We start from the raw sequence: 19,330 nt of genomic DNA, 5'->3' as shown, positions 1-19,330 counted from the left end.
TCATTTTTACCGAGTAGAAAATTAAGAGTATGAAGCTTTATACAAACTGATTGCAAATTTTTATCGCACTTTTCAAAGTCGGTAAAATAGCTCAAATTCGCATTAGTTTTCTTAAGCAGTCCCAAAAACTCATCAAAATTCGTTACATTTGGCCCCATTTAAAACCTAAATTTTAGATTTCAGGCTTAGATTGCTCTTTGGCTTCAAACTCCACACAATAAAAATCATCCGCACTTAAAACCACTTCGCATTTCTCGTAAGCCGATTTTACGATCTTACGTGCAACTTCCTTATTTTTAGCTTTAACAAAGATCTTTTTTACAAGAGTCTCAGTGATTTGTACTTCAAATTCCAACTTGTACCCTTAAATTTTCTTTTTCATATAGATTTACTACGCTGTCATAATCGACAAAACGCACACTACCTGCTATGCTTTCATATATCGATGCGCCTATTACGCTTTCAAATTGTGCTCGTCTATTTTTATTAGCAACTATAAACATTTTGGCGTTAAAGTCTTGAAGCTCATAAAATTTATTAAGAGAATTTTTAAAATCGGTGCTATGTTCTACTTCAAAAAACGAATGGGGCAGCTTGCGCTCGTTAAACCATATCACATCGATGGTTTTGGCAAATTTTATAATTTTCGGATATGAAAATTCATAAATTTCGCTAGCTGTAGCTACTTCGTGAAGCTTTTTATCGACAAACAATTTATTTTTATCTTGTGGCGGTACATAGGTATGAAAATTTCTTAAATTTCCAATTTGTGTGATAATGCCTTGAAAATAAGAGTGGGTAAATTCGCTCTGTGTCGCAATTTCTTTTAGATTAAATTTTGACAAAATTTCATCTTTAAATGCGCTAAGCCCCCAAAGCCCGGGCTGAATTTTAAAAAACTCTTTATTTGTCTGAACTATCCTGCGTATCGTAGCAAAAGGCGTTTTAGTCTGCCACGAACTAACGTCGGTTAGCCTATAAAGCTTAGAAAGAGTGGCTAAATTTCCATTTTCCAGCATAGCTTGTATGACAAAATCTTTTTGCTTCATAGTAATTTATAAATTCTCCAACATCAGCCCATAAATTTAACGGCTTTAATCCTATTTTTAAAATATCGGCAGGCGAAATCAACCTGCCAAGTTAGATTTACCCCAAATACTCCTGCAGGCTTTTCACCTCAAGAGCAGAGCCGTCTTGAACACTTCTAATTGATTTTGCAGCAGCAAGAGCGGCGGCGATAGTGGTAAAATAAGGAATTTTAAAGCGCAAGATATTCTGGCGAATTTTCTTTCCGTCCTCGGCATTTGATTTGCTATCGCTGGTATTTATCACAAGTGAGATATCGCCGTTTTTAAGCCTGTCCTCAACGCTTGGACGACCTTCGCTGATCTTATAGACGAATTCGGCCTCTATACCGCTATCTGCTAAAATTTTATGCGTTCCGCCTGTGGCTATTATCTTAAAGCCCAGATTTATAAGCTCGTTTGCAAGAGATGCGGCATAGATTTTATCGTTATCCGCAAGCGTTAAAAAGACCGTTCCGCTAGTTGGCAATGAGTTGTTAGCAGCGATTTGAGATTTAGCAAAACTCTTTGCAAAATCATTACTTATGCCCATAACTTCGCCCGTACTTTTCATCTCAGGACCAAGTATCAAATCAGCTCCGCTTAGCTTATTGAAAGGAAATACCGCCTCTTTTACGCAGACGTGATTTTTCACGCGCGGCTTTAAGATACCGTCTTCTTCAAAGACTACTTTGTAACTGTCGTAAAATTCAAGAGCTTCGCGCAAATTTCCCTGCCACATTACGCGTGTTGCGACTTTTGCCATCGGAATTCCCGTAGCCTTGCTTACAAAAGGCACGGTGCGGCTTGCGCGAGGATTTACTTCGATCATATAAAGCTCGCCCTCGGCATAGTTTTGATCGCTTTTATAGATAGCAAACTGTATGTTCATAAGTCCTACAACGCCCAAATTTAATGCTATATCGCGAGTTTGAGCTTCAACCTTTTTTATCATCTCGGCGCTTAAACTCATCGGCGGCAGTATGCACGCGCTATCGCCCGAGTGAATTCCCGCCTCTTCGATATGCTGCATGATGGCTCCGATATAGACCTCTTTACCGTCACATATAGCGTCCACGTCAAGCTCGGTCGCATCTTGAAGGAATTTATCAAGCAGCACGGGGGAGTTATTGCTAACCTTAACAGCTTCGTTCATATATTGCTTTAACTCATCTTCGCTATGCACGCGCCTCATGGCTCGTCCGCCAAGCACGTAACTAGGGCGCACAAGCACCGGATAGCCGATCGCATTAGCTTTTTCTATGGCTTCTTTTTGGCTGGTTGCGGTGTCGTTTGTAGGCTGTTTTACGCCGATTTTATTTATAAATTCGCTAAATTTCTTTCTATCTTCGGCGATATCTATAACCCGCGCAGTCGTGCCTATAATCTTAGCTCCCGCTATACTTAGGCGCTTAGCGAATTTTAGCGGAGTTTGACCGCCAAAATGTACGATCACCCCATCGGGTTTCTCGCGCTCGATGACTGAGCGTACATGCTCAAAATCAATCGGCTCAAAGTAGAGTATATCGCTCGTGTCGTAGTCAGTAGATACCGTTTCGGGGTTGCAGTTATACATAATGGTTTTTACGCCAAGATCTCTTAAAGCGTAGCTTGCATGCACGCAGCAGTAGTCAAACTCTATGCCTTGACCTATGCGATTTGGTCCGCCGCCTATGATCATAACTTTTTTGGACTTGTCCAAATTTTCATCGCTGTCTATTTTGGTTACATTGGTCGTAGAGTATAGATAAGAGGTAGTTGATTTAAACTCGCCTGCGCAAGTATCTACTTCGTTGTATTCAAGCCTAACGCCCATCTTTTCTCTGGCAAAATATATATCGTTTTGGCTTAGTTCAAGATTGTCTTTTAAATTTATCAGATGAGCTATCATCTTATCGCTAAAGCCCATGGTTTTAGCCGTGCGAAGCAGGTTTTCGTCATTTAATATATCCATATCGATCTTATCTTCAAATTCCACAATTTGACGAATTTGATCCAAAAACCAAGGATCTATCTTGCTAAATTCATGCACTTCCTGCATGCTAAATCCATCTCTAAAAGCTTGAGCTATGTATAAAATTCTACTTTCATTTGCGTTTCTAAGCCCGTAAATCAGGTCGTTTCTGTCTAAATTTAAAAAATTAAACCCGAAATAATCCTTCTCCATAGAGCAAAGTGCCTTTTGGATACTCTCCTTAAAGGTTCGTCCTATCGCCATAACTTCGCCTACTGATTTCATAGCGGTGCCAAGATGCGGATTTGATCCGGGGAATTTCTCAAAGGTAAAGCGAGGAATTTTAGTAACGATATAATCAATCACAGGCTCAAAGCTAGCAGGAGTGCCCGTGATGTCGTTTCTGATCTCATCTAGGCTAAATCCGACCGCAAGAAGTGTGGCAACCTTAGCTATCGGATATCCCGTAGCCTTGCTGGCAAGTGCGGAGCTTCGGCTAACGCGCGGATTCATCTCGATAACTATCATGCGACCGTCTTTTGGATTTACTGCAAACTGAACGTTGCTTCCGCCCGTATCTACGCCGATCTCACGCAAAATTTTAAAGCTGGCGTCACGCATCACCTGATACTCTTTATCCGTTAGAGTTAAAGCCGGCGCAACCGTTATGCTATCGCCCGTATGAACGCCCATCGGATCGAAATTCTCAATCGAGCAGACGATAATGCAGTTATCTTTTCTATCTCTGATAACTTCCATTTCGTACTCTTTCCAACCAAGCAAGCTCTCTTCTACTAAAATTTCATGTATCGGGCTTGCGTCAAGTCCCGCTTGGGCTAGCTCTTTGAATTCGTCGATATTATAAGCCACACCGCTTCCCGCACCTCCAAGAGTATAGCTTGCGCGGATAATAATGGGAAATCCTATCATTGACGCGGCCTGCATAGCGTCTTGCATGCTGTATGCGTAGTGGCTCTTTGGAAGATCCATGCCGATTTTTATCATAGCGTCTTTAAACGCCTGTCTGTCTTCACCCTTTTTGATAGCTTCAGGTCTTGCACCAAGAAATTTAACCCCATCGAGCATGCCAGATTCATAAAGCTCCATAGCCACATTCAGAGCAACCTGCCCGCCCATAGTAGGAAGTATGGCATCGACTTTTTCTTTTTGTATTATTCTTTTAATGCTTTCTTTTGTTATAGGCTCTACGTAAGTTGCATGCGCAAAATCAGGATCCGTCATGATGGTAGCGGGGTTTGAGTTGATAAGCACAACACGGTAGCCAAGCTCTTTTAGCGTCTTAGCCGCTTGAGTGCCCGAGTAGTCAAATTCGCAAGCCTGACCGATCACGATAGGACCTGAGCCGATCAACAAAATAGTATTTATATCTTCTCTTTTTGGCATTATTTTTCCTTTATAACAACATACAAATATGATGGGATGGTAACTTTTGCGTATGGTTCGACCAAAACGCTTTTATACAAACTCTCTTCTATAACTTTTGTAACTTTTCCTACCGAAATTCCGCTAAAAAATATCCCGTCAAGCCCGCTTGTATAGACCTCATCGCCCTCTTTAGGGTGAAGCCACTGGGGGATAAATTTGATAATAAGTCCGTTTTTATTTCCATGAGCTATGCCTGGAATTTTTTCATTGCCTATATAAACGGCAAATATATTTTTAGGGTCGTTTTGCAAAAGCGCCATAGGCCTATCGTCTTTAGAAACTACGATACCCGCACTTTTGCCCTGATAAATAAGTCCGTAAATTTTAGAGCTATTAAAATCCTCAAATTTATCCAGCCAAATTTTATTATAATCGCTTATATTAACGTAACTTAAAGCACGAACGAGCTGAATTTTCGGCTCATAAATGCTTGAGTTTTTATCAAGCAAAATTTCATTTAATTCATTTGCGAAATTCGCCAGTAAAACGGCTGATTTTTCAAGCTCTGCATTTTGAGCTCTAAGAGATAAAATTTCTTCTTTTTGCCTAAAATACTCATTTGCCTTATCTCTTATAAAATTAACGCTATCATCGTAAATTTTAACGATAGAGCTATTAAAATTTATAACTTCCTTGGTGATAAGCTCGCTCTTATAAAGAGAAGCCGACACCAAAAAACCAATTATAAAAACAAATAAAATTTTACTCTTCATTTGTTAGCTGCTGAAGCAAGCCGATCTCTTCAAGCGCTCTGCCCGTGCCTCTTGCAACCGCCATCAAAGGCTCGTCCGCAACAAATACCGGAAGCTTCACGATGTCGGCTAGATACTTGTCTATACCTCTTATCAAAGCACCGCCGCCTGTTAGCACGACGCCGTTTTCTACGATATCGCCCGCAAGATCAGGCGGCATCATCTCAAGCACGGTTTTTAAGGCATCGGCTATCTCTTTAAGCGGCTCTCTCATCGCTTCGCGCACATCTTCGCTTGTTAGCTCTATCCTGCTTAAAAGACCGCTTATCTGATCGCGTCCTTTTACTACGATTGAAAGCTCCTGAGGAAGTTGTATGGCAGAACCGACGCTTATTTTGATATCTTCGCCGGCTCTTTCACCGATTAGAAGGTTGTATTTTTCTTTTACGTAATTTACTATGCTCGTATCTAGCTTATCGCCTGCGGTTCTAATTGACTTGCTTATAACCAAGCCGCCAAGTGAAACTACGCCGATTTCAGTCGTTCCGCCGCCGATATCCACAACCAAATTTCCTTGCGGCTCGCGAACAGGCAAATTTGCTCCTATTGCCGCAGCCATAGGCTCTTCTATCAAAAAAACCTCCCTAGCACCTGCGCTTAGAGCGCTTTCGCGGACGGCTTTTCTTTCAACTTGAGTTAGTCCGTAAGGAACGGATATGATGATACGCGGGCGGATGAAGCTTTTGCGTCTATGAGTCTTTTCTATAAAATACCTTATCATCTTTTCAGTCATGTCAAAGTCAGCTATAACGCCGTCTCTCATCGGTCTTATAGCCTCGATATCGCCCGGAGTCTTACCGACCATATCCTTAGCCTCGTGCCCTACGGCTAGAATTTTTTGCTTACCGTATTTTTCACGCTGCACGGCGACAACTGAAGGCTCATTTATGATGATACCTTTATCTTTTACTAAGACAAGCGTATTTGCCGTGCCCAAATCTATACCCATATCACTTGAGAAAAATCCAATAATTTGATCTAAAATCATCTTCTACCTTTTATATTATGCACTTAGTTTGTTTTGTTTGACTAAAATCGGCTTAGCATCGCCGTTTACGACATCTTTTGTTATCACTACCTCATATCCGCCAAGCTCAGGAAGCTCATACATGATATCTATCATAACCTCTTCCATTATACTTCTAAGACCTCTTGCCCCGGTCTTTCGCTCAATGGCAAGCCCCGCAACTTCCTTAAGCGCCTCATCGTCAAATTTAAGCGTCGCCTTATCGATAGCAAAAAGCTTTTGATACTGCTTTAAAATCGCATTTTTCGGCTCGGTAAGAATTCTTACCATATCATCTTTTGTTATCTCATTTAGCGTAGCTACGACGTGAAGCCTTCCGATGAGTTCGGGGATAAGTCCAAAGTGCACCAGATCATCAGGCTCAAGTAAATGCAACAAATTCGATCTCTCCTCTTTGCTACGTTTATCTTGATTAAAGCCAAGCACGTTTTTGCCTATCCTGCGCTCAACAATATCGCTAAGCCCGTCAAATGCACCACCGCAAACAAACAAGATATTTGAAGTATCTATCTGGATAAACTCTTGATTAGGATGTTTTCTGCCGCCTTTTGGAGGGATATTTACAACGCTTCCTTCGATTATCTTAAGAAGCGCTTGTTGAACGCCTTCACCCGAAACATCGCGCGTTATCGAGCGATTTTCACTCATTCTGGCTATCTTATCGATCTCATCTACAAACACAATCCCCTGCTCGGCTCTTTTTACATCGCCATCAGCCGCCTGAAGCAAGCGAGTTAGGATATTTTCCACGTCTTCACCTACGTATCCCGCCTCGGTTAGGCTTGTCGCGTCACAAATGGCTATAGGCACATCAAGAAATCTAGCTAAAGTCTGAGCCATTAGCGTTTTGCCACTTCCCGTAGGTCCTACAAGCAAGATATTTGACTTTGAAATTTCGGTATCATCCTCGATCTCGCTTTGCTTAAAAATTCTCTTGTAATGGTTATAAACTCCTACGCTAAAAACCTTTTTTGCGTTATCTTGACCCACGACATAGTTATCAAGCACTTCTTTTAGCTCTTTTGGAGTCAAATTTTTATAATCATGCTTTAAAATTTCTTCGCTTTTTTCAAGGCTGGTATCGCCATAAATCATATTGTAAGCGGCATTTATGCAGTATTCGCATATGAAAGCGTGTCCTTGTATATCAGACAACAACCTTCTGTCGTTTGACTCGACTTCGCCGCAAAAATTACACTTTTTCGCCATTATTCTCTTCCTTTTGCCAGCGGAATTCCCCGCGTCGTGCTTAGTATAAATTCGCACATTTTTTTTACATTTTCGTTGTTTTGAGTTTGCATAAGCTCGCTTGCGGCCTCTTTTAACCCGCCTTCATGTCTAAATAAAAATTTATAAGCCCTATTTATCTCTTCTACATTTTCTTTATCAAATCTTCTGCGAATTCCAACCAAATTTAGCCCTCTTATGTAGGCTCTATTGCCCTCTGCTAGGCAAAACGGCACTACATCTTGACTAAGCGCGCTTGCGCCTGCGATCATGCAGCTTTCGCCGATTCGTACGAACTGATGCACTGGAGTTAGTCCGCCGACTACCGCAAAATCTCCCATCTCAACGTGTCCGGCTAAAGTAGCGTTGTTTGCTAGGATTACGTTGTTGCCGATTATGCAGTCATGCGCGATATGACAATACGCCATGATAAAGGCACCATCGCCGATTCTGGTTAGCCCATCGCCTTTATGCGTGCCCGAATTTATCGTGCAAAATTCTCGGATTGTGGCATTCTTTCCTATGCGCACGCCTGTATTGCTTTCCGGTTTATAGCTGATATCTTGAGGTATGTCGCCCACGATCGCGTAGCTGTAAATTTTACTAAAATCGCCTATATGCGTATCGCCCACAATCCTAGCGCCCTGCTTAACCAGCACGCCGTTACCAAGCACCGCGTCTTTTCCGACATAGGCGTAGGCTTCGATTATCGCATCTTCGCCGATCTTGGCGCCATCTTCTATAACCGCCGTTTTATGGATATTTTTCATCAAATTTCGCCTATTTATCTACTATCATGGCTTTTAATTCCGCCTCGCAAGCAAGAGTTCCGTCCACATAAGCCTTGCCGTCAAGCACCCAGATATTTCCTTTGTGTTTTAGCACTTCAAGGCGATACTCAAGCTTGTCGCCCGGGCGGATAGGATGGCGAAATTTAGCGCGATCTATGCTCATAAAATAGACAACCTTATTTTCAATGCCCGCCTGATGTTCATCGCTCATACTCTTAAACGCGAGCACTCCGCCCGCTTGCGCCATGCCTTCTATTATCATTACACCCGGATATATCGGATGATCGGGGAAATGCCCTTGGAAAACCGGCTCTCCGATCGTTACGTTTTTATAAGCCACTATATGCTTTGCGGGCTCGATTTCTACGACTCTATCGATGAGTAAAAACGGATATCTATGCGGAAGTATCTTTTGAATTTGCATTATGTCTATCACTGCTAAGCCTTAATCATTAAAATATAGACCCGATTTTAGCTAATTTTTGCTAAGAGAAAGATTATTGAGTTGAATTTTAGCTTTTTAAGCAGGAAATTTTAAGCCGAATTTTAAGCATTAATTCACTCTAAAACCAAAATTTCCCTGCTGTCGTTATAAGTTACGCTTTTGCCATAAATTTCATATCTACCCTCTAAAATTTGATCAAGCACGATTATTGGATTTTGGCTAAAATCTCCGCAAATTTGCCTTCTTAAATTTAACTCAGCCTCTACGCTTGGCGGATTTTTGCAAAGGTCGCTAACGCTAGTGTATTTACGCCCCGTAATTTCATTAAATTTAGCTAAATTCATCATCGTTATGGCGTCTCGAAGCTCGTCAAGTAGATCTTTTGCCTTGCTTACACTAAATTTCACGCTTGCACGCTTAAAATTTGAATAAAGCAAAAAGTAGCTAGGCGCAACTTCGCCGCCAACTCTCACAAATCCCCTAAGCAGTCGGTAGTTTAAAAAATATTTGCGCGAAAGATGAAATTTCACGTCCTTTTCTTCGCACTCTCGCACTCTTTTATATAGCTCAAGCCGCTCTTCGATGCTGCCGGGTAAAACACGTCCGTTTATCTCACTTGCAAGCTCGCTTAACGGCAAATTTTGCGCTTCTCGCTGCTTACTAAGACCAAAGATACATCCGCAGTAATTTTGATGATAGAGCTTATCTTTTTTGGCTAGCTCAAACTGCTCGTTTGTGCCGCCGTTTTTTCGGTAATCAACCGCCACCGCTTCAAGCTCATAGCCGCTTACCGCCTCTTTTAGCGAAGCTTCAAGCTGGCTAAAATCCTTCTTCGGGCTCATTAAAAGCGTAGTTGTAACCGACTTTTGCCCAAGCTCAATCGCCTTAGCGGCCGAGCTTCCCACGCGAAAATCAAAGCAATATTTGCAGCGCTTGCCTTTTTCAGGCTCATCTTCAAGCCCTTTAGTTCCGGCAAGCCAGCTTTCATAGTCGTATTCTCCGCATATCAGCTTGATACCCATCGCGTCGCACGAGCGCTTAACGTCCTCGTAACGCATCAAAAATTCGCTATAAGGATGGATGTTTGGGTCATAAAAATAGCCAATCAGCTCCTCATCAGGAAAGTCCTCGCGCAAACGACGTAAAAAGTAGTGGCTATCGACGGAACAGCAGATATGAACTAACAAATTTTTCCTTTTTTACTTGTGATTTTATGGCAATTTTAGCCGCAAATTTTAAATCAGCTCAAAAATTCGCGAATTTTTGTTTCGCACTCTTGGATAGAGCCGCTAAATTTCTCTTCAAATTGCGAACGGTTAAAAGTGCGCTGACGTTTGGCAAGCTGAGCCGTATGCGTTGAAATCAGCTCAAAAAGCTCGCTTTCATCAATCCTACCTTTTAAAAACTCGCCGCACTCTTTAAGCCCGATTGACTTAAGCGGTTTTGGCTCGCTAGGGTACTTTTCAAAAAGAAATTTCGCCTCATCCAAAAGCCCTTTTTCAAGCATATTTTTGGTGCGAATTTTTATGCGCTCACGCAAAATTTCCCTCTCCCAAACTATCTCAAAAATCTTTAAATTTGAGATGATAGGCTCGTAAGTATTTTCTTGCAAATAAACACTTGGAGCGGTTGAAATTTGCAAGTTTTGCGCCGCCTTACCCTGCACGATTTTAATCAAATTTTCAAGCCCAAGCTCTTGGACGGGATTTTCAGTCTTTAAAATATGAACGTAAATTTCAAGCCATTTATTTAGCCTATATGTGTCATTTTGGCTAAATTTGGCGGCAAATTCAGGATCTATCTTACTTGCAAATTCGTAAATTTCAGCGTTACTAAGTCCGCTTTCAAGTCGCTCAAATTTTGGCGAAAGTCCCGAGATCAAGGATTTTAGATAAAATCCGCTTCCGCCCGTTATAAATAAATTTTTGCCATTTTGCATGGCAAACTGTCTAGCTTGCTTATAAATCTCAAAAAACATCCCCACGTCAAAATGTTCGTTTGGATATATCAAATTTATCCCAAAATGCCTCACACCGGCAAGCTCCGCCTCGCTTGGCTTTGCACTTGCGATATTGATCTCTTTATAGACGCAAAGCGAGTCAAGACTTAAGATAATGCCGTTAAACTTGCTTGCAAGCTTAAGCGCAAGATCTGTCTTGCCGCTTGCCGTAGCGCCTATGATAGCAAGTTCTTTCAAGCGTAAATTCCTGAAAAAAGCAGCACATCATCGCTATTTTCATTTGATACGCCACGTACTATCATATCGGTTAAAATTTGAGAAACGCACGGAGCAAACAGGCTCTCATTTAGCCCAAAACCGCTTATATAAAGCAGATTTTTATAACTCTCATCGCGTCCAAATATCGGCAGAGAATTTGGCGTAAATGCTAAATTTTTAGCCTTAAAAGTCGGATTTTTAAGCTCAAAAAATGAAGTATAAGGCTTTAGCTTGGCTAAATTTTCATTTATCTCTTTTATATCCACAAGCGCATCTTTTGCATTTATTTGAGGCTTTGTAACGATGTTTACAAGACCGTTTTTAGCATCTATATTTAATCCGAAATCATCAATCATAAGCGGCATTTTAGGCGATATATCCTCATTTGCTTCAAAACTTACTTCATAAATTTTCGCACTAATGAGATCGAAATTCACGCCTAATTTTTTAACCAAATTCTTATCATCTCCGCTTGCTTGGATGAAGCTGCTTGCCTCATATCTGCCAAGCCTTCCGATTACCGATCTTACGCCATCTGCACCAACTTCGTAATCAACAATCTCATCGGTTACAAATGTAACTCCGCTTCGCTCTAAAAACGCTTTTAAATTTTCATATAGTTTTTGCGCGTCCAGTCTTGCGTTTTTCTTTAAATTTAAAGCTCCCTTTACACCGTTTTTAACAAGACCCAAAGTATTTTCGTCGCGTATATCTAAAATTTCGAAATTTTCATCGTTAAATTTTATATTTTCAAGCATAAATTTGTATTTTTTATCGTCAAAAAACACAAGCGCTTCGCCTCTGTTTTCAAATTCAAATTCCCCTATTTCGCTTGCTAAATTTTGGTAAATTTCATAACTTTTTAAGCCGTATCTACGAGTTAAAATTTCAAGCTTTTTACTAGGTCTCGTTTGATTTACGCCAAATTTTAAAAGCCAGTTTAAAAACGCTTTATCGGCTAAATTTTTAAACCCTACAAAGCCGTCTCCTCTAGCAAATTTTAAAACTTCGTCAAACAAACTTCGATGTGCGCCTAAAAATAAATTTAGCGTATTTAAGCCGTTAGTTTCAGGCTTTTGCGATTTGGATACCACGCTTACGCTAAGAGAGTTTTTAACACACCAATAAGCGCTAAAAAGCCCTGAAATTCCGCTTCCTATAACCACTACGTCTTTCATAGGTTTTCCTTTAAATTTATCTTGAGCGGCTTAATTTTAGCAAATTTTTGTAATTTAAGATAAAATAACGCCAAACTTAAATTTATGGAAAAATATGCAAAAATTTCTGACGACACTAAAAGATATCGGCGAACTAATCGTATTTAAGCACTCTATTTTTGCGTTGCCGTTTATCTTTACGGCGATGATAGTTGCAAGCAAACAGATAAATAACTCGGCTTGGTTTGGCTGGAAGCTGTTGATTTTAGGCATAATCTGTGCGGTGAGTGCCAGAAATTTCGCGATGGCTTTCAACCGCTATATGGATGAGGATATAGATAAATTAAACCCGCGCACCGCAAATCGTCCAAGCGTTGACGGGCGCATAGGCAGGGGGAATTTGCTTGTTTTTATCATCGCAAATGCGGCGATCTTTGTCATAGTCGCTTGGCTTATAAACGATTTTGCATTTTGGCTATCTTTTCCGATTTTAATCATTCTTGGCGGATATTCGCTCTTTAAGCGCTTCAGCGAACTTGCGCATTTGGTGCTTGGTTTATCGCTTGGTTTAGCTCCGATCGCAGGGGCGGTGGCGATAAGTGCGAGCATACCGCTTTGGAGCGCGCTACTGTGCCTTGGAGTGATGTTTTGGGTGGCGGGATTTGACCTGCTTTATTCGCTTCAAGATATGGAATTTGATAAGCAAAAGGGGCTTTTTAGCATACCTTCCATTTACGGGCAAAAAGCTACGATGTTTATCTCCGCACTTTTTCACGTAAATGCGGTTTTGTTTTGGCTACTCTTTGCTTGGGCTGCAAATTTAGGCGCTTGGGCATTTGTTGGGGTTTTATTAAGCGGAGTGATTTTATTTGCCGAACACAAAATCGTTCGCAAGGATTTTAGCAAGATAGATAGAGCCTTTTTCACGCTAAACGGCTATCTTGGAATTATGTTTTTTATATTTATATGGATAGATTTATGAGGCTTTATCCTGCAAATTTAGATATCGTTTTTGAAGAAATTTTAGACAGAAAAGATGAATTTACGATTGAATTCGATAAGCTAAGCGGAAGCGAGGACGATCCGTTAGGACAGTGGCTAAAGCGCGCTAAAGCAAGGGGCGAAACCAAAGAGAGCGATCAAGTATTGCTAACGCTCATAACCGAACTTCACCGCAAATTTGACGAGCTAAATGCGTATTTGAAAAACGAAAAAATTTCAAAGCTTGAGCTTAATGAAAGCTCGGTAATAGAAGGCATAGGTTTTGAAATTTTTGCGATAAAAGAGGCTAAATTTAAGCCAAATAGCAATTATTACGCTAGAATTTCAATGCCTATATTTCCAAAGCGGGATTTAGCGGTGTTTTTTGAAGCGGTTGATGAAAAAACTGCCAAGATAACAAAGATGCATGAAAGCGATGAGAGCGACTACAACGGATATGTAACGGCTAGAGAGCGCGTGATGATACGCGAATTAAAGGGAACAAATGGATAATGAAATCTTAATTTACGGCGGATTTGGCTTGGTTTTACTCATTCTTTTTATACTTATACTCGTAAAAGACGCCGAGACTTCAAAAAAATTCGCTCGCTATGAAAAGGTAATCGAAAGCATCATACAAGAAAATCATCTGATAAAAAAACAGCTTAAAAATATAGAAACCTCAGGCATCGCAGATCTTGACGCAGAAGAGATAGAAGGTAGGCTAGAGCAAAGACTAAACAACGTAATAAACTCTAAAATTACGCCTATTATTAAGACCTTACAAGGCATAGAAGAGTCGATAGGAAATTTTCAAGTCGAGCAACAAAATAGGCTTTATTCTCTTGAAGAGCGCACAAAAGATATAAATAAAATTTCATCTTTTGGCGAAGAAAGCGATGAGATGCGTATCATTGATCTATACAACACCGGCAAAAGCATAGAAAGCATAGCTAAAAGCTTACGCGTTGGGGTCGGTAAAGTCGAACTTGTCTTAAAGCTAAACAGACTCATTTAATATAAAAAATACTAATCACACACATAAAATATAAAAAATAAACATCACAAAAATAGGTCAAATTTAAAAAAAAATAAAGCTAAGCCACATATAATACTCATAAATTTTGCTCAATTTTTGAGCGGTTTAAGGGTGAAAGATGTTAATAGACGGGCATGGACGAGTTGTTGATTATCTGCGCATTTCAGTAACACAACGCTGTAACTTTAGATGCAAATACTGTATGCCAAAAACCCCTTTTGAATGGACACCAAAAGAGAATTTGCTTAGCTTTGAGGAGCTGTTTTTATTTGTCAAAGTCGCAATCGACGAGGGTGTAAAAAAGATCCGAATAACAGGTGGCGAACCGCTTTTAAGAAAAGATCTTGACAGCTTTATAAGGATGATACACGATTATAAAAACGACATAGATTTAGCCCTTACGACAAACGGCTACATGCTAAAGCACTACGCAAGAGCGCTTAAAGATGCGGGGCTTAAAAGACTAAACATGTCGCTTGATAGCCTCAAAATCGAAAAAGCTAAATTTATCGCGCAAAAAAGCGTGCTTCACGAAGTTTTAACAGGTTTTGAAGCCGCACTTGACGCAGGACTTAAAGTAAAGATAAATACCGTCGCGCTAAAAGGCGTAAATGACGATGAACTGGTAAGCTTGCTTGAGTTTGCAAAGAGCAGAGGTTGTCAAATTCGCTTTATCGAATACATGGAAAACATGCACGCAGACGACGAGCTTAAGGGCATGAAAGCGGCTGAAATTTTAGACGTTATCGGACAAAAATATAAAATCACAAGCGACGGCAAGCTACCTACAAGCCCTGCTAGTATATATATGCTTGAGGACGGATATAAATTCGGCATTATAGATCCGCATAAACATGACTTCTGCGAGAGTTGCAACAGAATTCGATTAACAGCTGAAGGGTTTTTGATACCGTGCTTGTATTTTGAAGATGCTATGAGTATCAAAGACGCCGTAAAAGCGGGAGATGTAAAGGGCGCAAGCGAAATTTTACGCAAGGTGCTTCAAAACAAACCCGAAAAAAACAGATGGGAAGCGGGAGTTGCAAACGAAACTTCAAGCAGAGCCTTTTACCAAACGGGCGGCTGAAATTTGATATAATCTCGCCAAATTTGAAAGGTAAAATTTGGGTTTAAATTTGGTCGAGAGCTTTTTAAGTATACAAGGCGAGGGCGAAAGTAGCGGCAAGCTCGCCATATTTTTACGATTTGCGGGATGTAACTTAACCTGCAAAGGCTTTGGCGTGAGTAAAATTTCGCCAAAAACCGGCGAAGAGCTAACGGGTTGCGATACTATTAGAGCTGTTTACACAAGCCACTTTAAATACGAAAATTTAACCTATCAAGAAATTTTAGCCCTCGTTAAAAAATACGATCAAAATTTACATCAAAAACCTATCGTCGTCATAACCGGCGGAGAACCGCTTTTACATCACAAAAACGAAGATTTCATAAATTTGGTTCAAAATTTGCTTGATGAAAAATACGAGGTGCATTTTGAGACAAACGGCACGATCGAGATTGATTTTAGCAAATTTCAGATTTATAAAAACTGCGCTTTTGCCATAAGCGTCAAGCTCAGCTCAAGCGGTGAAAACAAGGCCAAACGCATAAATCAAGCGGCTTTAAAAGCCATAAAAGAAAATGCAAAAGAGAGCTTTTATAAATTTGTGATAAATAAAGAGATGATTCAAAGCGCACAAGCGGAGGCTGAAATTTTTGAAATCCTTGAAATTTGCGATAATGACGTTTTTTGCATGCCGCAAGGTTATGATAAAATAAGCCTTGAAAACAATGCTAAAAGCGTGGCTGAATTTTGCATAAAATTTGGCTTTAACTATACGGATCGCGTTCATATAAGACTTTGGGGCGATAAAGATGGAGTTTAAATGATAATTAGAAAACTTTTTAAATTTGAAAACGCTCACATTGTGAGATTTTGTAGCTCAAGAAGGTGCAGAACAAGCATTCATGGGCACTCTTATAGGGCTGAAATCCTACTTGAATCAAATTTCTTAGACAATGCGGGCATGGTTTATGACTTTGGCTTAATGAAGCAAAATATCAAATGTCTAATCGACAGCTTCGATCACACAACCACGCTTTTTAGCGGTGATGATAAAGAGTACCTAGATGACATGAAAAAGCACTCAAAACGTTGGATAGAAATTCCCGTAAATCCTTCCGCAGAGCAGTTTTGCAGGATATTTTTCGTACTAATCGACAGACTTTTAAAATCAACCGTTATGCAAAACGGCGAGCGGGAAGTAAAAATCCACAGCGTAATCGTCCATGAAACCGACACGGGCTACGCGCAGTGTTTTAGGGATGACGCATATAACGCCAAAATGGGCGAGATAAATTTAAAAGATATTATATTTTCGCCTGAAATCATAAGCGAATGGGACGATAAAGATCTCTTTGATAAGATAAAACTCGGGCAAAAAATCATAAATCCAAAGGAGGTATGATGAGGCGAATTTTTTGGATTTCGGCTTTAATCTCGGCGCTATTTTTTGCGGGTTGCGAGGATGAAAAAAAGCAAATTTTACTTGATCTAAACGAAGCTCCTCCAAGCGATGTGCCTATTGCTGCGCCTGATGCTAACGTAACCATAGATGAAAATTTACCGCCTGAACCGGTAGTCGAAGGGAAATAATGGAATTTAACGAGAGTTTAAAAGAGCTTTACGAAATGGCGCTTAGCCTTCATTTGGCGATTGCCGTTATATTAATAGCACTCATCATCATACACTTTTGCCTTATAGAATTTGGCGTAAATTCGCCATCTTATGCAAAGCGAATTCGACTTTTCTTGCCGACTTACTATAGCTTTTTGGCGGCTATGCTAATGACTGGGCTTTTATTGATGAGTGTTTTTTACTTTCATTTAAGCTTCAGAGCGGTAGTGATGATAGTCGTTTGGGTCTTTTTAATAGGACTTGGCGTAATGGAGTTTAAAAAATTAAAAGTGGCCATGAAGAGTAAAAATTTTATAGATTTTAGAAAAAAGATGAGATTTAAAATTTTACTTGATCTTGCCTTGGTTTTAATCGCAAGCGGTGTGAGATGAAATTTCTTTACTCAAAGCAAGCGGGAGAGGAACAAATTTGCCTTCAAAACGAGCAGTTTTTACATCTTAAAGCAAGGCGAGCAAAACTTGGCGAGCGAATTGACGTTAGAAATTTAAAAGATGGACAAAATTATATATATGAAATTGCAAATTTAGATAGAAAAAGTGCCGAGCTATCTTTGGTTTTTAAGCACAGCGTAGAGGGCGAGGAGCTGAATTTCAGCCTTGGTTGGGCCATCATAGATACTAAAGTGATAGAAAAAACTCTGCCTAGCTTAAATGAGATCGGAGTTAGCAAGCTTATATTTTTCTACTCCGATTTTTCTCAAAAAAACTTTAAAATCGATAGAGATAGGCTTGAGAGAATTTTAATAAACTCTTGCGAGCAGTGCGGACGAAATTCTCTTATGCAAATTGAAATTTATAAAAATTTAGATGAGGTTTTAAACTCTTACAAGGATATTGCGCTGGTTGATTTTGGCGGAGAAAATTTTGAAAATTATAAGCAAACCGAGCTTTTAATAATTGGTCCAGAAGGCGGATTTAGCCAAATTGAGCGTGAAAAAACAGGTAAAAAATATAGTCTAAATTCTAAAAATATACTTCGATCTCAAACTGCGATTTTAAGTGTTGCGGCAAAGGTTTTAGTCTAAATTTGATTTTTAAAAAGTTTTTTTGTATAATCACGCCTTACTCTATGAACGAAACAGATAATAAAATAGGCTATAAAAAGGATAAAAAATGAAAAAAGAGATTCATCCGGAATTTGTTGAGTGCAAAGTAACCTGCGCTTGCGGCAATACTTTTACAACCAAATCAAACAAAAACGAAATCAGAGTAGATATCTGCAACGAGTGTCATCCATTCTTTACGGGAAGTGAGAAGATAGTCGATTCTGCAGGTAGAGTTGATAAATTTAAGAAAAAATATAATTTGAAATAATACTTTGCTCTATTTTATTCCTACCCCAATAGGAAATTTAGAGGACATTTCACTTCACGCATTAAATATTTTGCGTGAATGTGAAGTGATATTTTGTGAAGACACAAGAGTTACTAAAGCTCTTATATCCCTTTTAAATTCTCGCTTTAATACAGATATCAAGATAGAAAAATTTATCTCACTTCACTCTCACAACGAAGCTCAAATTCTTTCAAATTTAGATACGGAAATTTTCAAAAAAACCGTTGCTTATGTAAGCGATGCGGGAATGCCTGCGATTAGCGATCCGGGAGTTGAATTAATAAAATTTGCGATAAAAAACAATATCGAGTATGAAGTATTAAGCGGTTCAAGCGCTCTACTTTTAGCAGTTGTAGCAAGCGGGCTTTGCGATAAGGAATTTACGTTTTTAGGCTTTTTACCAAATACAGGCAAAGAACGTGCAGTAGCGATACAAAATGCGCTTAATTCGCCCTATCCGGTCATCATATACGAAAGTCCCAAAAGAGTGCTTGCTCTAGTGGAGCAAATAGCAAATTTAGATCCACAAAGAGAGCTTTTTGCGATCAAAGAAGCGACTAAAAAATTTGAAACCAAATTTAGCACAACCGCAAAAGAGTTAAGCCAAATTCTTAAAAGCTCCAATTTAAAAGGCGAGTGGTCTATAGTCATTGACAAAAGCCCACATCAAAGCAACGAAAAAATAACCATACAAGATATCGCCTCTCTTGATATCCCTCCAAAAACCAAGGCAAAACTAATCGCCAAAATCACTGGCGAAAATGTCAAAAAAATATATGAAAATTTGACCAAATAAGCTAAATTTTACTGATTTTTAGCTATTATGAGCCGATGATTATATATGGAAAACAGCTATTTTTACACATCATAAAACGCTACAAAAAAAGCGTCAAAACTATCTATCTTGCAAAAGAGTGCGATAAGGCTACCTTTTCGCAAATAGCCTCGGTAGGAGCGCCTATCAAGCGAGTGGATAATCAAAAAGCCCAAGCTCTTGCACGCGGAGGCAATCACCAAGGCTTTTTAGCCGAAGTTGAAGAGTTTAAATTCAAGCAATTTGACGAGCTGAAAAAGAGAAATTTTATAACCGTTCTATACGGACTTAGTGACATAGGAAACATAGGCGCTATCATCAGAACTGCTCACGCTTTGGGGTGTGAAGGAGTGATAATCATAGCTAAAAATCTTGCGATAGAA

24 protein-coding genes are annotated in these 19,330 nt (G+C 39.7%); 12 read left to right on the top strand and 12 right to left on the bottom strand.

Annotation, left to right across the window (positions count from 1 at the left end; translation table 11 throughout):
• The 12 genes from CDOM15925_RS09615 to CDOM15925_RS09560 all read right to left on the bottom strand — a co-directional run.
• The coding region (locus tag CDOM15925_RS09615) for a DpnII family type II restriction endonuclease (protein WP_283956686.1) at window positions 1-158 on the bottom strand (158 nt) is incomplete at its 3' end.
• 14 nt (window positions 159-172) lie between these two features.
• The gene (locus tag CDOM15925_RS09610; RefSeq protein WP_169943194.1) at window positions 173-355 is read right to left on the bottom strand and encodes a DpnD/PcfM family protein; all 183 of its coding nucleotides are present in this window, start codon (window positions 353-355) and stop codon (window positions 173-175) included.
• On the bottom strand, window positions 345-1,049 hold the full coding sequence (locus tag CDOM15925_RS09605; protein ID WP_169943193.1) for a type II restriction enzyme NmeDI-related protein: 705 nt from the start codon (window positions 1,047-1,049) through the stop codon (window positions 345-347). Before CDOM15925_RS09605 ends, CDOM15925_RS09610 begins: the two co-directional genes overlap by 11 nt.
• A 97-nt stretch (window positions 1,050-1,146) precedes the next feature.
• Entirely contained in the window at window positions 1,147-4,422 is a 3,276-nt protein-coding gene (gene carB / locus CDOM15925_RS09600; RefSeq protein ID WP_169943192.1) for a carbamoyl-phosphate synthase large subunit, read from the bottom strand.
• The gene (gene mreC / locus CDOM15925_RS09595; protein ID WP_169943191.1) at window positions 4,422-5,177 is read right to left on the bottom strand and encodes a rod shape-determining protein MreC; all 756 of its coding nucleotides are present in this window, start codon (window positions 5,175-5,177) and stop codon (window positions 4,422-4,424) included. Before mreC ends, carB begins: the two co-directional genes overlap by 1 nt.
• Window positions 5,167-6,204, bottom strand: coding sequence for a rod shape-determining protein (locus CDOM15925_RS09590; RefSeq protein WP_169943190.1), 1,038 nt, complete (start codon window positions 6,202-6,204; stop codon window positions 5,167-5,169). The genes mreC and CDOM15925_RS09590 overlap by 11 nt, the downstream gene beginning before the upstream one ends.
• Before the next feature lie 15 nt (window positions 6,205-6,219).
• Window positions 6,220-7,452, bottom strand: a complete 1,233-nt coding sequence (gene clpX, locus CDOM15925_RS09585; RefSeq protein WP_169943189.1) for an ATP-dependent Clp protease ATP-binding subunit ClpX — start codon at window positions 7,450-7,452, stop codon at window positions 6,220-6,222.
• Entirely contained in the window at window positions 7,452-8,240 is a 789-nt protein-coding gene (lpxA, locus tag CDOM15925_RS09580; protein WP_169943188.1) for an acyl-ACP--UDP-N-acetylglucosamine O-acyltransferase, read from the bottom strand. The genes clpX and lpxA overlap by 1 nt, the downstream gene beginning before the upstream one ends.
• Window positions 8,241-8,250: 10 nt before the next feature.
• The gene (gene fabZ, locus CDOM15925_RS09575; protein WP_169943187.1) at window positions 8,251-8,697 is read right to left on the bottom strand and encodes a 3-hydroxyacyl-ACP dehydratase FabZ; all 447 of its coding nucleotides are present in this window, start codon (window positions 8,695-8,697) and stop codon (window positions 8,251-8,253) included.
• Between the two features lie 122 nt (window positions 8,698-8,819).
• A complete protein-coding gene (locus tag CDOM15925_RS09570) occupies window positions 8,820-9,893 on the bottom strand; it encodes an epoxyqueuosine reductase QueH (protein WP_169943186.1) in 1,074 nt (357 codons plus the stop codon).
• A gap of 53 nt (window positions 9,894-9,946) precedes the next feature.
• Window positions 9,947-10,903, bottom strand: coding sequence for a tRNA (adenosine(37)-N6)-dimethylallyltransferase (locus CDOM15925_RS09565; RefSeq protein WP_169943185.1), 957 nt, complete (start codon window positions 10,901-10,903; stop codon window positions 9,947-9,949).
• Entirely contained in the window at window positions 10,900-12,102 is a 1,203-nt protein-coding gene (locus tag CDOM15925_RS09560; RefSeq protein ID WP_169943184.1) for an NAD(P)/FAD-dependent oxidoreductase, read from the bottom strand. The genes CDOM15925_RS09565 and CDOM15925_RS09560 overlap by 4 nt, the downstream gene beginning before the upstream one ends.
• 94 nt (window positions 12,103-12,196) lie before the next feature.
• Here CDOM15925_RS09560 and mqnP point away from each other — a divergent pair, with 94 nt between their 5' ends.
• From mqnP to CDOM15925_RS09500, 12 genes are all read left to right on the top strand, one after another.
• Window positions 12,197-13,063, top strand: coding sequence for a menaquinone biosynthesis prenyltransferase MqnP (mqnP, locus tag CDOM15925_RS09555; protein ID WP_169943183.1), 867 nt, complete (start codon window positions 12,197-12,199; stop codon window positions 13,061-13,063).
• The gene (locus CDOM15925_RS09550) at window positions 13,060-13,575 is read left to right on the top strand and encodes a hypothetical protein (protein WP_169943182.1); all 516 of its coding nucleotides are present in this window, start codon (window positions 13,060-13,062) and stop codon (window positions 13,573-13,575) included. The genes mqnP and CDOM15925_RS09550 overlap by 4 nt, the downstream gene beginning before the upstream one ends.
• Complete coding sequence (locus CDOM15925_RS09545; protein WP_169943181.1) at window positions 13,568-14,080, top strand: DUF6115 domain-containing protein; 513 nt, start codon at window positions 13,568-13,570, stop codon at window positions 14,078-14,080. Before CDOM15925_RS09550 ends, CDOM15925_RS09545 begins: the two co-directional genes overlap by 8 nt.
• Window positions 14,081-14,219: 139 nt before the next feature.
• Window positions 14,220-15,188, top strand: a complete 969-nt coding sequence (gene moaA / locus CDOM15925_RS09540; RefSeq protein ID WP_169943180.1) for a GTP 3',8-cyclase MoaA — start codon at window positions 14,220-14,222, stop codon at window positions 15,186-15,188.
• Between the two features lie 37 nt (window positions 15,189-15,225).
• The gene (locus tag CDOM15925_RS09535) at window positions 15,226-15,987 is read left to right on the top strand and encodes a 7-carboxy-7-deazaguanine synthase QueE (protein WP_169943179.1); all 762 of its coding nucleotides are present in this window, start codon (window positions 15,226-15,228) and stop codon (window positions 15,985-15,987) included.
• On the top strand, window positions 15,988-16,569 hold the full coding sequence (locus CDOM15925_RS09530) for a 6-pyruvoyl trahydropterin synthase family protein (protein WP_169943178.1): 582 nt from the start codon (window positions 15,988-15,990) through the stop codon (window positions 16,567-16,569).
• A complete protein-coding gene (locus CDOM15925_RS09525; protein WP_169943177.1) occupies window positions 16,569-16,757 on the top strand; it encodes a hypothetical protein in 189 nt (62 codons plus the stop codon). Before CDOM15925_RS09530 ends, CDOM15925_RS09525 begins: the two co-directional genes overlap by 1 nt.
• Complete coding sequence (locus CDOM15925_RS09520) at window positions 16,757-17,170, top strand: hypothetical protein (RefSeq protein WP_169943176.1); 414 nt, start codon at window positions 16,757-16,759, stop codon at window positions 17,168-17,170. Before CDOM15925_RS09525 ends, CDOM15925_RS09520 begins: the two co-directional genes overlap by 1 nt.
• Complete coding sequence (locus CDOM15925_RS09515) at window positions 17,167-17,823, top strand: 16S rRNA (uracil(1498)-N(3))-methyltransferase (RefSeq protein WP_169943175.1); 657 nt, start codon at window positions 17,167-17,169, stop codon at window positions 17,821-17,823. The genes CDOM15925_RS09520 and CDOM15925_RS09515 overlap by 4 nt, the downstream gene beginning before the upstream one ends.
• Before the next feature lie 88 nt (window positions 17,824-17,911).
• Window positions 17,912-18,112: a 50S ribosomal protein L31 gene (rpmE, locus tag CDOM15925_RS09510; RefSeq protein ID WP_169943174.1), complete on the top strand. Its 201-nt coding sequence runs from the start codon at window positions 17,912-17,914 to the stop codon at window positions 18,110-18,112.
• 4 nt (window positions 18,113-18,116) lie between these two features.
• Window positions 18,117-18,929: a 16S rRNA (cytidine(1402)-2'-O)-methyltransferase gene (rsmI, locus tag CDOM15925_RS09505; protein ID WP_169943173.1), complete on the top strand. Its 813-nt coding sequence runs from the start codon at window positions 18,117-18,119 to the stop codon at window positions 18,927-18,929.
• Window positions 18,930-18,964: 35 nt separating this feature from the next.
• Window positions 18,965-19,330, top strand: a 366-nt coding sequence (locus tag CDOM15925_RS09500; RefSeq protein WP_283956685.1) for an RNA methyltransferase substrate-binding domain-containing protein, incomplete at its 3' end; no start/stop codon positions are given.

Source organism: Campylobacter sp. RM15925 (assembly GCF_012978775.1).
GTDB lineage: Bacteria > Campylobacterota > Campylobacteria > Campylobacterales > Campylobacteraceae > Campylobacter_A > Campylobacter_A canis.
This window is presented reverse-complemented; position numbering and strand designations above follow the sequence as displayed.

Bases quoted from the DNA above. Each gene is read 5' to 3' on its own strand.
- mqnP (WP_169943183.1), top strand. From the start codon at position 12,197: ATGCAAAAATTTCTGACGACACTAAAAGATATCGGCGAACTAATCGTA.
- CDOM15925_RS09520 (WP_169943176.1), top strand. From the start codon at position 16,757: ATGGAATTTAACGAGAGTTTAAAAGAGCTTTACGAAATGGCGCTTAGC.
- mreC (WP_169943191.1), bottom strand. From the start codon at position 5,177: ATGAAGAGTAAAATTTTATTTGTTTTTATAATTGGTTTTTTGGTGTCG.
- clpX (WP_169943189.1), bottom strand. From the start codon at position 7,452: ATGGCGAAAAAGTGTAATTTTTGCGGCGAAGTCGAGTCAAACGACAGA.
- CDOM15925_RS09605 (WP_169943193.1), bottom strand. From the start codon at position 1,049: ATGAAGCAAAAAGATTTTGTCATACAAGCTATGCTGGAAAATGGAAAT.
- moaA (WP_169943180.1), top strand. From the start codon at position 14,220: ATGTTAATAGACGGGCATGGACGAGTTGTTGATTATCTGCGCATTTCA.
- CDOM15925_RS09550 (WP_169943182.1), top strand. From the start codon at position 13,060: ATGAGGCTTTATCCTGCAAATTTAGATATCGTTTTTGAAGAAATTTTA.
- CDOM15925_RS09560 (WP_169943184.1), bottom strand. From the start codon at position 12,102: ATGAAAGACGTAGTGGTTATAGGAAGCGGAATTTCAGGGCTTTTTAGC.
- CDOM15925_RS09525 (WP_169943177.1), top strand. From the start codon at position 16,569: ATGAGGCGAATTTTTTGGATTTCGGCTTTAATCTCGGCGCTATTTTTT.
- CDOM15925_RS09590 (WP_169943190.1), bottom strand. From the start codon at position 6,204: ATGATTTTAGATCAAATTATTGGATTTTTCTCAAGTGATATGGGTATA.
- lpxA (WP_169943188.1), bottom strand. From the start codon at position 8,240: ATGAAAAATATCCATAAAACGGCGGTTATAGAAGATGGCGCCAAGATC.
- CDOM15925_RS09515 (WP_169943175.1), top strand. From the start codon at position 17,167: ATGAAATTTCTTTACTCAAAGCAAGCGGGAGAGGAACAAATTTGCCTT.
- CDOM15925_RS09545 (WP_169943181.1), top strand. From the start codon at position 13,568: ATGGATAATGAAATCTTAATTTACGGCGGATTTGGCTTGGTTTTACTC.
- CDOM15925_RS09530 (WP_169943178.1), top strand. From the start codon at position 15,988: ATGATAATTAGAAAACTTTTTAAATTTGAAAACGCTCACATTGTGAGA.
- carB (WP_169943192.1), bottom strand. From the start codon at position 4,422: ATGCCAAAAAGAGAAGATATAAATACTATTTTGTTGATCGGCTCAGGT.
- rpmE (WP_169943174.1), top strand. From the start codon at position 17,912: ATGAAAAAAGAGATTCATCCGGAATTTGTTGAGTGCAAAGTAACCTGC.